The sequence below is a fragment of the Wukongibacter baidiensis genome (assembly GCF_050888315.1).
Taxonomy (GTDB): Bacteria; Bacillota; Clostridia; order Peptostreptococcales; family Caminicellaceae; genus Wukongibacter; species Wukongibacter baidiensis.
Genome location: NZ_CP138202.1, coordinates 3,301,902 through 3,315,017 on the forward strand (window position 1 = coordinate 3,301,902; position 13,116 = coordinate 3,315,017).

Annotated in this window: 11 protein-coding genes; 6 read left to right on the forward strand and 5 right to left on the reverse strand. The window is 34.4% G+C overall.

From position 1 onward, the window contains the following. Positions 1 to 30 precede the first annotated feature (30 nt). A complete protein-coding gene (locus tag R9X47_RS14920; protein ID WP_432661850.1) occupies positions 31 to 729 on the forward strand; it encodes a cyclic nucleotide-binding domain-containing protein in 699 nt (232 codons plus the stop codon). 55 nt (positions 730 to 784) lie between these two features. Here the strand turns inward: R9X47_RS14920 and R9X47_RS14925 are convergent, their stop codons facing one another. Continuing rightward, the gene (locus R9X47_RS14925) at positions 785 to 2,239 is read right to left on the reverse strand and encodes an aminoacyl-histidine dipeptidase (protein WP_432661851.1); all 1,455 of its coding nucleotides are present in this window, start codon (positions 2,237 to 2,239) and stop codon (positions 785 to 787) included. Between the two features lie 28 nt (positions 2,240 to 2,267). Next, on the reverse strand, positions 2,268 to 3,287 hold the full coding sequence (locus R9X47_RS14930; protein WP_432661852.1) for an alpha-hydroxy-acid oxidizing protein: 1,020 nt from the start codon (positions 3,285 to 3,287) through the stop codon (positions 2,268 to 2,270). Between the two features lie 166 nt (positions 3,288 to 3,453). Here R9X47_RS14930 and R9X47_RS14935 point away from each other — a divergent pair, with 166 nt between their 5' ends. After that, positions 3,454 to 4,158 (forward strand): DUF554 domain-containing protein, encoded by a 705-nt coding sequence (locus R9X47_RS14935; RefSeq protein ID WP_432661853.1) that lies wholly within the window; start codon positions 3,454 to 3,456, stop codon positions 4,156 to 4,158. Between the two features lie 53 nt (positions 4,159 to 4,211). Here R9X47_RS14935 and R9X47_RS14940 read toward each other — a convergent pair whose 3' ends face one another. The 3 genes from R9X47_RS14940 to R9X47_RS14950 form a co-directional block, all read right to left on the reverse strand. Further along, positions 4,212 to 6,101 (reverse strand): diguanylate cyclase domain-containing protein, encoded by a 1,890-nt coding sequence (locus R9X47_RS14940; protein ID WP_432661854.1) that lies wholly within the window; start codon positions 6,099 to 6,101, stop codon positions 4,212 to 4,214. Positions 6,102 to 6,437: 336 nt separating this feature from the next. After that, complete coding sequence (locus R9X47_RS14945) at positions 6,438 to 7,826, reverse strand: MATE family efflux transporter (RefSeq protein ID WP_432661855.1); 1,389 nt, start codon at positions 7,824 to 7,826, stop codon at positions 6,438 to 6,440. A gap of 83 nt (positions 7,827 to 7,909) precedes the next feature. Then, positions 7,910 to 8,479, reverse strand: a complete 570-nt coding sequence (locus R9X47_RS14950) for a TetR/AcrR family transcriptional regulator (RefSeq protein WP_432661856.1) — start codon at positions 8,477 to 8,479, stop codon at positions 7,910 to 7,912. 288 nt (positions 8,480 to 8,767) lie between these two features. Here R9X47_RS14950 and R9X47_RS14955 point away from each other — a divergent pair, with 288 nt between their 5' ends. The 4 genes from R9X47_RS14955 to R9X47_RS14970 all read left to right on the forward strand — a co-directional run bounded on the left by R9X47_RS14955 (position 8,768) and on the right by R9X47_RS14970 (position 13,023). After that, entirely contained in the window at positions 8,768 to 10,378 is a 1,611-nt protein-coding gene (locus R9X47_RS14955) for a spore germination protein (RefSeq protein ID WP_432661857.1), read from the forward strand. Positions 10,379 to 10,479: 101 nt separating this feature from the next. After that, positions 10,480 to 11,676 (forward strand): Ger(x)C family spore germination protein, encoded by a 1,197-nt coding sequence (locus R9X47_RS14960; RefSeq protein ID WP_432661858.1) that lies wholly within the window; start codon positions 10,480 to 10,482, stop codon positions 11,674 to 11,676. A gap of 4 nt (positions 11,677 to 11,680) precedes the next feature. Then, positions 11,681 to 11,914, forward strand: coding sequence for a hypothetical protein (locus R9X47_RS14965; protein WP_432661859.1), 234 nt, complete (start codon positions 11,681 to 11,683; stop codon positions 11,912 to 11,914). Between the two features lie 11 nt (positions 11,915 to 11,925). Beyond that, positions 11,926 to 13,023, forward strand: coding sequence for a GerAB/ArcD/ProY family transporter (locus R9X47_RS14970; protein ID WP_432661860.1), 1,098 nt, complete (start codon positions 11,926 to 11,928; stop codon positions 13,021 to 13,023). Positions 13,024 to 13,116 lie beyond the last annotated feature (93 nt).

Here is a 13,116-nt window from a genome sequence, read left to right on the forward strand (position 1 = left end):
GCAAGAAATAAATGAAAGATAGGTAAAATTATGAGACTTCTAGATGATAGAGAGAAATTATTATTCTATATCAATAAATTTAATATTGGAGATTTTTTTGAGAAAGATATGATTGATAATATGGAACTACATCTCTTTAGTAGAGGAGAACCACTATTCAAATCATGTGAAAAAATCCATTACTTTTATTTCATGGTAGAGGGTAAAGCAAAGGTATATACGATGTTAAAAAACGGGAAGTCTGTACTCTTAAGGTTTTATAGACCCTTACAAGTATTGGGTGATGTGGAATTTTTAAATAGTGATAATACCGATTGTAATGTGGAAGCCGTAAGTAATGTTATATGCATAGGTATACCAATGGATTACTTAAGGAAGGAAGCTAGTAGAGACGTTACGTTTTTACAATTCATTTGTAAAAATCTAAGCTCTAAATTAGCTAATTCCTCCTATTGGAGTTCAGTCAACCTACTCTATCCCTTAGAAAATAGATTGGCAAGCTATATTTTAGCTATTACTAATAACGATGAAGACTATACTATTCCCTTAAATGAAATTGAAACCCACAAATTGACGGATATGGCAGAGTTATTGGGTACAAGCTACAGGCATTTAAATAGAACCATAAACAATTTGTGTCAAAAGGGAATCATTAGAAAGGAAAGAAATTCAATTATTATTATAGATAACGAACAGCTTGAGGAATTGGCTGGTGATTTATATGAGTAATAGAGTAGAGCCTTCTACTCATTCATGAATAGAAGGCTTCTCAAGTTATACATAATTATTTAACTCTCTTTAATACCTCACACAGAAACTCAAAAACACGTCTTGTTGATGATATACTTAAGTGCTCATTTGGTGTATGAACATCATATAGATTAGGTCCAATAGATATCATATCTATATCTCCAACCTTTTCCTTTAAAAATCCACATTCTAATCCGGCATGGATGGCATCAACTTCCATCTTCTCATCGTACATCTCTCGATAAACCTCAACCATTAGGTCACGTATAGGTGAATCTACCTTGTATTGCCACTCTGGATAGTCACTAACCAACTCCATCTTGGTTCCTGTTAATTCACATACTGTATTTATCCTGTTATTAATTTCATCCTTTAAAGTATTTACAGAACTGCGAACTGCACTGCTAAATACTACTTCTTTTTCAGTGGTTTCTAAAACTCCAATATTGTTCGAACTCTCAACTAAACCTTTAATATCGGCACTCATTGTTTGAACTCCGTTTGGAGTTAATCTTAATATACTTATTAAGGATTTACTTGTACCTTTACTAAATACTTTCTCTGGTTTAGAAGCTTTCTCTATGTAAAGTTTAATATCTGGATCAGCAGTCTTGAACTCATTCGATAGTATATTTTGACAGTCACTTATCATAGTATTTAGTTTATCTTCATTTGCTTCATCAGTTGTAATAATTGCATCGGCCATTTTAGCAATGGCATTCATTTTTTCTCCACCACTTACCTTAGCAATATCAATATCTATATTATTATTAATTGACTCTAATAATCTTCCTAGCAATTTAATTGCATTCCCACGATTCTTATCGATTTCCATTCCAGAATGTCCACCTAAAAGACCTTTTATTGATAGCTTATAGGCAGCCTTGCCTGAGTCTGCATCTTGCCACTGAATCGGTAGATGTACTATATTATTAACACCACCGGCACAGGAAGATAGGGCTTTCCCTTCTTCTTCAGAGTCGATATTGATTAGGATATCCCCTGAGATATTTTCCGGTTTAAGTCCTATAACTCCGTCCATACCTGTTTCCTCTGCCACAGTAAATAGTGCCGTTAATGGAGGATGAGATAGTTCCTTAGATTCTAAAATCGCCATTGCCATGGCTACAGCAATTCCATTATCTGCACCAAGTGTAGTTCCGTCTGTTCGAATCATATCTCCATCTAAGACTACTGGGATTGGGTCCTTTGTGAAGTCAAAATCTAAACCCTCTCTCTTAGCACAAACTATATCCATATGGCCTTGAAGAATAACCCTAGGTGCATTTTCGTATCCCTTGGAAGCGGGTTTATTGATAATAACATTTAGACACTCTTCTTGAATTACCTCTAGCCCAAGATCACTCGCAAATTTCACTAGGAAATCACTAACTTCCTTTTCATTTCCTGAACCCCTAGGTATACGGGTTAGGGACTCAAAATTCCTAAAAACAGCTTCTGGTTGTAATCCATTTAATACTCTTTCCATGGTCTATTCCTCCCTGCTTTTCATTATATTATTTTATAATAGTCACCATATTTTCGTTGATATCCTTAAGGGATTTTGCTCCACTCATAACCATAGTTTCATGTAACTCTTTTCCTAATTTATGAGTATATAGTTCTACGCCTTCAGTTCCGCCTCCATAAACTGCTACTGCATATGGTCTCCCTATTAATACCGCATCAGCACCAAGGGCTATGACCTTAAATATATCTAAACCAGATCTTATTCCTCCATCTATAAATATCTTCATCTTGCCCTTAACTTCCTTAGCTATCTCAGACAATACCTCTACCGTTGATGGTGTTTCATCTAGAACCCTTCCGCCATGATTAGATACTACAATACCATAGGCTCCAGCCTCTAGTGCTTTTCTAGCACCTTGTACAGTCATTATTCCCTTAAAAATAAAAGGCAGATTTGTAGAAGAGATTATCTCCTTCATCTCCTCAGCTGACTTAGGAGAAACTGGCTTACCCTGCATTCCTAGCAGTGCTAGCCCGGCAGCATCAATATCCATAGCAACTGCCATTGCGCCACTCTCCTCGGCCATCTTTATTTTTCTTAATATTTCATCCTTCTTCCAAGGCTTTATTGTAGGTACTCCCCATCCATCATTTTCTGCTATAACCTTTAATGGGGCTTCATAGGCTTCATCCTTTACTCCATCACCTGTAAAACCTACTACTCCTGAGTTTTTACAGCCTTCAATAATTGACATCTGGTAGTTATAATCGTCATATAGCTCACCATAATTTAATTTAACTGCTCCAATAGGAGCTGCAAATACTGGGTATTTAAAACTCTTTCCAAATAGCTCTATTGACGTATTCACCTCATCAGCACTATATAGAGTATCCATATTAATTTTTACTTTCCTTAGTTCTTCGTAATTGCGAATAAACCCTGATCCCGTTGCTTTTCCGCCTACTCCAGGAATTTCACCTCTACATGCCTTACCATTACACTGTGGACAGACCCTACAAGTTTCTATATTTTTTTTTGCATTTTCTAGTAGTTTCTTATAATCCATTTTTCTCCTCCTTGTCTAAGCTATTTTTTATTTTTATAAATTATTTTTTTAATTTATTCAACATTGCTCTTCAAACTAGTCCCAATATATATTATTATATTATATAGTTATCTAATCTATAAAGTTTTTTTGTTATTTATTGGTTATTCAAGAGGAGGATAAATATATGCTAGGTACTATAGTAAATGCTCTGGCGATAGTAGGTGGAAGCCTTATAGGGCTTTTTTTCAAGAAAGGTATTCCAAAACAATATAATGACACAGTTATAAATGCTTTGAGTCTTGCTGTGATTCTAATTGGTCTGCTAAATGCCTTAAAGGCTGAGAATATACTTCTACTAATCTTTAGTTTAGCTTTAGGTAGTATTTTAGGAGAGTTTCTACGAATTGAAGATAGGCTTGAGAAATTAGGGGGATATATTGAGGACAAATTACAAGGAGCATTTCCTAATGGCAATAACAATATATCTAAGGGTTTTGTAAATGCTAGTTTAATTTATTGTATAGGTGCTATGGCTATAATGGGAGCTTTAGAAAGTGGGCTTTCTAATAATCATCAAACCCTTTTCGCAAAGTCTATTATAGATGGTATATCAGCTATAGCTTTTACTTCCTCCCTAGGCATAGGGGTGCTATTTTCTGCTGTATCAGTATTCATATATCAAGGATTTATCACTATTACAGCATCCTTTATGAAACAGTTTTTAATTGCATCTGTAATAACGGACATGTCGGCTATTGGAGGGCTTCTAATTGTTGCTATAGGTATTAATATCCTTGAAATCAAAAAAATAAAGGTAGGTAATATGCTTCCTGCAATTTTTATACCCCTAATATTCCATATACTAAAATCGGCATTCTTTGCAATGTAATCATATAATAAAACCTCAAGGGCAGTATCTATACTTATCCCTTGAGGTTTAGTTTACTCTGAATATATATGATAATTATCCTTGCCAAGGCTCTTTACTTGATACATAGCATAATCAGATTTTTTTATAAGCTCTTCTAGATTATCTCCGTGCTCAGGATATACACTTATACCTATGCTAAGCTTTATAGTGATTTCATGTTCTCCAATAATAAAGACTTCTTTGAAAATATTAATAATCTTTCTTGCTACTTTTGTAATGTCTTCAGATGAATTGATCTCCTTTACAAATAGTATGAACTCGTCTCCTCCGATACGGCAAATCACATCGCTCTTCCTTAGAATATTTTTAAATCTCTCTGCTATATCCCTAAGAAGCTGATCACCTATACCATGCCCGTATGTATCATTAATTGTTTTAAAATTATCTATATCGATAAACATTAAAGCTAATTTTTCTTTATTTTCCTTTGCCTCACATAAAGCCTTGACAATTTCTCTATCAAAGAGCTTTCTATTCGGTAAACCTGTTAGCCCATCATGATAGGCCATATGTTTTATACATTCTTCCGCCATCTTACGCTTTGTAATATCATAAAGAAAGGCAAAAATATATTTGGGTTTTTCTTCGTTATCTTTTACCACTGTAGCCTTTATAACAATATATAGCTCTCTGCCCTCTTTTGTCCTCATGACCTCTTCAAATTCATAGTGAGTTTTACTAAAACTAAAGCAATTCTTATCTATTAAACTCTTATTACTATGTATATTAAAAAAAGCAGTAGCATTAGTTCCTAGAATTTCTTTACGGGAATATCCAAACATCTCACCTAGAGAATCATTAGCTTCTATAATTTCCATGTCTAAATTTAGCATACAAAAGCCTTCAGATGTCCTATTTATTACGGTTTCCAACCGTTCTCTGCTTTGCTCCGATTGACGGAAAAGATAATCAATAATAAATATAAGAACAGAAAAAACAAAAATAACTGCCAAACCATTATATAAGAACAAGTTTCTTTGCTCACTAAGTAAACTGTTAAAGTCCTTATCATTATAAATGAGTTCAATTAGGTATGAGTTCCACCAGTCTAGATCACCATTTGTCTTATAATCATTATATGGAATATATTTATAAGTTTTATTGTTGCCTTTAGAACCCTGTTTCTCTTTTAAAATTCTAACCTCATCTGACTTAACTGCGTCTTGGGCAATAATTCTTCTTTCTTCTGGGAATACAAGAACACCATTCTTGTCATATGTGTTTAACTCCTTATAGGGTATCCCCATTTTATTTATCTTATAGATAGAAATTTTATCAATAGCTGAATACTTTTTAGTCAGATCCTTAAGAACTAGGGAAAAATTTAAATCCTTCGATAACGGAAAAGCCTCTTCAATATCTACACTAAGCTCGAGAAGATATTTATGATCTGGTGTAGGCATATAGCTATACTTTCTTATTTGTCCAGTATTTATTGATATATCTAAACGGTCAGCAACAAATTTATTGCCTTCAAGCCTCCTCCTCAGAAGCCTTGCTAGATTATCATATTTTTTAAAATCCATCCCCATATCATGTTCAAAGGTTGTATTGATAACAACTAAATCACTACTGATAATATAAATGTCATAATCCTCAAATTCCTTCTTGAACTTTTCCAAGTCCCAAGTCAAAACCTCTGGATTATCTTTATAAAGTTTCCGCATTTGCTTTAAATATCTTCTCATTTTTGCATTAACATATTGCTCAATAGTTTTTGATGCAATATCTGTACGCTCCATAGTGTTTATAATACTTCTCTCTATCATTGCCTGTTGAATGTCATACTCTGACTGCAGAATCTGTCTTGAATTTTCATAGTTTTTCCAGGATATAGATAGAATAATAGAAAGTACAATCAGCATAATAGTAAATCTAAACCTGTACAGAATCTTACTCATTTGAAATGTCCACCCTTTAATATATCTACTTTAAAAATAATTGTCTCTCAATAAACAACTTCAAGGCTTAATAAATTTCAATGTTGTTTATCTATAATAGAACTAATTTTTTCATTAGACATCATAATTTGTGTCTTTTCAACATTTTAATACATTTCTTTGGACTTTTGTAGCTTTTTCAGAAAGTTTATCTCACAATAAATGCTTGTTGAACACCAATCCCTTTATTTTGAATAGGTCTCTCATCTAGAAATATGAAAAAGATTTAGCTAAATTTAACTAAATCTTTTTCTATGCCTGGAAAAAAGCTTACACTACCTGAGCTTAGGTTTTCCTTTAGATTATCTTCTTCGGATGCTGTAAATCTTTATTCTCATTTTCTTCTTTTCTTAAGGATTTGTTTAATGACATTGCTAGTATTGCTGTAACAATTATTGTAAAAAAGTCTGCTATAGTCTGACTATAGATTACTCCATTTAATCCAAACAACTTCGGCAATATTAAGACTGCCGGAATAAGGAATATCCCCTGTCTTGCAAGGGATAAAACAAGAGCCTCTTTTCCCTTACCAAGGGCTTGAAAAAGTGAAGCATAAACCTGCTGAAATCCAAACAGTGGGAATAACAAGCTTATAGCTCTGATGGTTTTTGTTCCAATAGCTATTACCTCAGGATCTTTACTGAATACCGCAACTATACCTTCTGCAAAGAACATTAGTACAATCGTAACAACTACTGCAAAACTAGTGGTCCATTTAAGGGATACCTTTATTGCTTCCCTTAGACGATTATATTTTTTAGCTCCATAATTGTATCCCACTACAGGCTGAAATCCTTGATTATATCCAAATATTACAAACATACCTATTGAGACTACCCTTAAAGTAACTCCCATAGCTGCAACTGCTGCATCTCCATAGGGCATGGCCGCTACATTTATCAACCCTAAAGCTAAACTTGAAAGTGCCTGCCTTGCGAAGGTTGCTATTCCAATCTTCATTATCTCAGTATATATCTTCCTCGATAAGGTAAAATATTTAAAGGCTATTTTTATATAGCTCTTTCCACTAATAAAATATCTAATAAGGAATATAAAGGATATACCTTGAGCAAGAACCGTTGCCAGGGCTGCTCCCTTTATCCCCATATCAAAGCCAAACATGAAGATAGGATCCAAAATAATATTTAGTCCTGCTCCGAGGCTTATTGCAAACATACTGTATTTTGCATTCCCCTCTGCTCTAATCATATTATTTAGTGTCATATTACATACTGTAAATACCGAACCAGCAACTAATACCAAGGAGTATTCCTTAGCGAAGGGCATTATAGTTGTAGTTGCTCCAAACATTTTTAGCAATGGTTCGATAAGAATAGTTCCAACAATAGTAAATGCTATACCACAAACTAAACTCGTAAAAAAAGTAGTTGATGTGGTTTTATCTGCTAATTCCTTATTCTTTTCTCCTAAAAGCCTTGATATATATGAACCCGCACCTACTCCAAACATTTGACCAAATGCAGCTATTATCATAAACAATGGAAAGGCAACAGAAACAGCACCAATAGCACTTGTATTTCCTAACATCCCCACAAACATTGTATCTACAACATTATAGACTGCATTTACAAGCATAGCTATAATACCAGGTATAGCTAGCTTCATCAGTATAGCAGGTATTTTTTCATTCTCCATCATTTCTGCTCTTTGATTTTTCTCTGACATATTATACCTCCTATTAAATTATTAACTGTTAGAACGCACTCATAAAGTTTTATGAATCATCGTTCATTAAATCTCAAAAAAAATTATCTTTTATAGATACTCTCTATAAACATATTGATGAACTCTAAATTTGTATCTCTTTCACCGGGATAAATTTTTGTCATTTCAGCAGTCAGCGTAACCAATGAAAAACATAACCTCTCATCCATATCCGATTCAAATCTAAGCTCTTCATTACATCTAAGTTCATGTATCAATGCCTGCATCCTATTTGAAAGTTCCTTCTTAACAAATAGGAACTTTTCATTTTTTTCATGGGCAATTACATTCTCCCTAACCAACTCACTTCCAAGCCCTTTTCTTTTTGATATCTCATCATACAATATTTCTACGAAACTTCTAATTTTTTCTTTAGCGTCGGTTTTCTCTCTAAACATACTATCTATCCTAAAAAAAGTATTTTTCCAGCTCTTTTCAAAAACACTCAAAAAGAGTTCCTTTTTATTTGAATAGTAATTATATAGAGTCCCTACTGCAATACCCGCCTTTTTAGCAATCTTTTTCATATCAGTTTCTTTATATCCATACTCTCCAAACAACTCAAAGGCAGCATTAAATATATTTTCTTCTATATCTTTAATAATCTTTGGCATATTCTCACCCTTTATGAATTCAAGTTCATTTTAAATGAATCTGGATTCATTATATGATTTTCTTTTAGTATTGTCAAGTTAATTTACATGTTAATATTTTCTAAGTTATTTCTGATGCAAATATTTCGATAAAGGTCACCAACATTAGAATAAAAATCCTTAATAGAAGAAATATTAATAGAAACTAAAGGATACAGATCTCTTTGGTTTTGTTGAGGTCTTGTCTTTTAGCATTATCTATAGGTGTTTAAGCAAATTTTATAAAAAAATAATCTAGGGGTTCAAATAATGAAAGCTTTTTGGAAGTTTTTTAAAAGAAAAAATGAATATTCTTCCTCCAATCGCCAAAGAAAAATAGATGATTCCAACAGTAAAGGTCCCCTAAATATCAACCTTCATGAGAATATCAAGATAGTAAAAGAAGTCCTTGGAGAAAGTAGCGACATAGTGACAAGGATTTTTCCCGTTGGTGAAGAGATAAAGACAGAGGTAGGTGTAATTTATACCGATGGATTGGTTGATAAAACATTGATTCAGGATTTCATTCTAAAGGCACTAATGATAGATATAAGAAGAACTACGATCAATACAGATATGTCTTTCAAAAAGAGCTTTTTTGAAATATTGAAGAACTTTGGGCTTCCAGACGGTGATATAAAGGAAATCTCAGACTTTAAAGATCTCTTTGTTCATCTTTTGTCTGGAGATACTATTGTACTGATCGATGGATATTGTGAAGGGTTTGTAGTAAGCTCAAGGGGCTGGGCAGATCGTGGCGTCCCGACACCTGATTCTGAAACTGTTGTAAGAGGCCCAAAGGATGGCTTTACAGAAACCCTTAGAACTAACACAGCACTCATCCGTCGAAGAATAAAGGATACAAATCTTCGTATAGAAACAAAAAGAATTGGGCAGAGAACAAAGACCGATGTGGCTATCGCTTATATACAAGATATTGCCAACGACAAGATCGTTAAGGAGGTTCGTAAGCGTCTTAATCGCATCGATATTGATGGAATATTAGAAAGTGGATATATAGAGGAACTTATTCAGGATGGAGTATATAGCCCCTTTCCTACTGTATATAACACAGAAAGGCCCGATGCTATTTCAGCTGGTTTATTAGAGGGACGAATAGCAATACTTGTAGACGGTACACCCTTTGTCCTTTTAGTACCGGCTTTATTTGTTCATTTCCTCCAAGCTCCAGAGGACTATTATCAGCGTTTTGATATCAGTACACTCATTCGTTTACTTCGCTATATTTCTTTCTTCATCGCACTACTTACACCATCGATATATATTGCAGTAACGACCTTCCATCAGGAAATGATTCCAACATCTCTTCTTATTAGCATTGCAGCACAAAGAGAAGGTGTACCATTTCCTGCCTTTGTTGAAGCGCTGATAATGGAGGTTACTTTTGAGATCCTTCGCGAGGCTGGAGTAAGAATGCCTAGGGCTGTTGGAGCGGCTATTTCCATCGTAGGAGCATTGGTGCTTGGCGAAGCCGCTGTACAGGCCGGAATAGTTTCACCGGTAATGGTAATTGTCGTATCCCTGACTGCCATTAGTAGTTTCGTATTTCCAACCTATAATATGGCTATTGCCGTTAGGATGCTGCGCTTTGTATTAATGATACTGTCTGCTACCTTCGGTCTATACGGCATGGCCTTAGGCCTCATAGGAGTAGTTCTTCATCTATGCAGCCTACGCTCCTTAGGAATACCATATATGTCTCCTATGGCACCTTTTAATTGGAGTGATCAGAAGGATACTATATCGCGTTTTCCTCTTTGGAGTATGTTTTATCGTCCTCGTTTAATCAATCAAAAAGATATGATTCGACAGCAAAGTCCTGAAATGGCTGAACCAAAGCCGCCACAAAACAGTGGGTAAAAATAGGACCTCTGATGAATGTATAAACGCTTAAGCTTATAATCTTATTTTTCTTGAAAAATGACCTTAAATCCCAATAGGTTAGACTAAGGAGCTTTATCATGAAAAGAACTTTTATTCTTTTTTTTATATTAATAATCTTCACACCCTCCCTAACCGGTTGTTGGAGCAGTAGAGAAATAAATGAGATTTCTATAGCTTCAGCATTAGGTATTGATAAGAGTGATGAAGGATATCTTGTTACAGTCCAGTTAATTAACCCTGGTGAAATTGCTGCACAGGCTACTAGTACCCGTACGCCAGTTACTACCTACAGAACTTCGGGGGAGTCTATATTAGAGGCTATGAGAAAGTTAACCCTTGAAACCCCCAGAAAAATCTATCTATCCCATTTACGGTTACTGGTTTTCGGAGAAGACTTTGCCAAGGATGGCATAGGAAAATCTCTCGACTTTCTCTCTAGGGACCATGAGATGCGAGCTGATTACTATATCGCTGTTGCAAAAAATGTCACAGCTGGAGAGTTATTGGATGTTTTAACTCCTGTTGAAAAAATCCCAGCAAATAAAATATTTTCTTCCTTAGAAATGTCTACACAATCATGGGCTTCAACTTATGATGTTCAACTAGACGAGCTTATAAGCAGCTTAATTAGTGATGGTAGTAACCCTGTATTAACGGGCATCATTATAAAGGGAGATTCAAACGTTGGAAACGATGTTAGAAACGTAGAAAAGGTTGATTCTCCTACCACAATTCAACTGAGATATATTGCAGGTTTTAAGAAGGATAAGCTTGTTGGATGGTTAAGTGAAGAAGAAAGCATCGGATACAATTATATTATGGATCATATTACCAGTACAATTGTGACTGTTCCCTGGCCTGAAGATGGAAAAGTAAGCATTGAACTAATCCGTACGAATGCAAGTATAAAAGGTATAGTAGAAGATGGACAACCTAAAATAGACATTGAGGTCTGGGCAGAAGGGAATGTTGGAGATGTACAGAGTAAAGTTGATCTATCTAAAACTGAAAATATCTATAGTTTAGAAAAAGTAGTGGGAGAAAAAATAAAGTCGCAAATGGAAGCAGCAATAAAAAGGGCTCAAGAAGATTTTGAAAGTGATATATTTGGATTTGGTGATGTTATCCATAGAGTAGATCCTAACCTGTGGAAAGAGCTAAAAGACAATTGGGATAAAGAGTTTAAAAAATTGGAAGTCAATATAAAGGTTAATGCAAAAATTAGACGACTTGGAACGATTACTGAGTCCTTTCAAAAAGAGATAAGGGAGTAGACTTATGTGGCCAATACTAGGAATTCTAACAGTAACAATCGGAATTGTATTATATGAGGTTCCATCATTGATAGAAAGAGGTTTAAAAAGAGAATTATGGGCATTTTCTATTCTACTCCTCTTCGGCCTAACTCTAAGTATTTCTGAAAGTTTAAATCTCGATATCCCAAATCCAGCTGAGTGGATTACAATTATTTATAAACCTCTTACTGATTTCTTCATAGGAATCTTAGAGTAAAGGAGAAAGACATGAAAAAAAACGCCTTAGGGATTTGGAAAATAAGCTCACGTCAATTTAGAATTTTAGTAATTTTATGTTTTATTGGTACTTCTATTTTGCTTACTCCAGGGGGATTAGCTGCAGAATCTAAACAAGATGCCTGGATAGCTGCAATAGTAGGTAGTCTAATAGGATTGTTAGTGATATTGTTTTATAATTCCATAGGAAGCCTCTTTCCTAATATGTCATTCATAGAGTGTATAGAAAAACTACTTGGCAAATGGCTAGGTAAAATGGTTTCTCTTTTATTTGTTTCTTTTTTGTTTATAAATTCTGCAACCATTGTGTGGTTTGTAGGAGATTTCGTAACAACACAAATAATGCCAGAAACCCCTATCCAGTTTACTAATATACTTATAGTAGGTATTGTTGTAATAGGTACTCGATTAGGCTTAGAAACCTTTTCACGAGCTGGTGAAATATTATTTCCTTGGGTAATTGGACTTTTTATCATATTAGCTTTATTTGCCTCTAAGGATATAAAGATCCAAAACGTTCAACCTATGTTTGAATATGGGATAAAGCCCATTATTCGAGGAGCGCTGTTATATGTAAGTTATTCTTCCCTAACCCTAATAGCTCTTATGATGATTTTTCCTGCTTATATCAATAATCTCAAGGAAGCTAAAAACTCCTTTCTAATTGGTACCTTAATAGGAGGATTTATGATATTCTTTGTAACCATATTGAGTATTTGGGTTTTAGGACATGGAATAACAGCACGAAGTACTTTTCCCACCTATATACTAGCAAAGAAAGTTCGTTTAGGAAGCTTCCTACAGAGAATTGAATCGGTAATAGCTATTCTTTGGTTTATTAGTATCTTTTATAAGATACTGGTTTACTTTTATGGTGGTGTCATAGGTTTAGCTCAGATTTTGGAACTTAAGGATTATAAATCACTAACTCTACCTCTTGGTATGATTACAGTTATACTTTCACTGGTGGTATATCCTAACAGCACCTACGCCAACGTGTGGACTTCAACGACTTGGATTCCTTATGTCTTAACTTATAGCTTTGTTCTTCCCTTGTTTTTACTTATAGTCTCCATATTTCGAAAATAAATAAAGATGTCTCAGAATAACACAAAGATTCATTCTGAAACACCCGAGGACCAAAACCATGAGATCTTTTTTTGTGGCATAGCTCATCTTTAA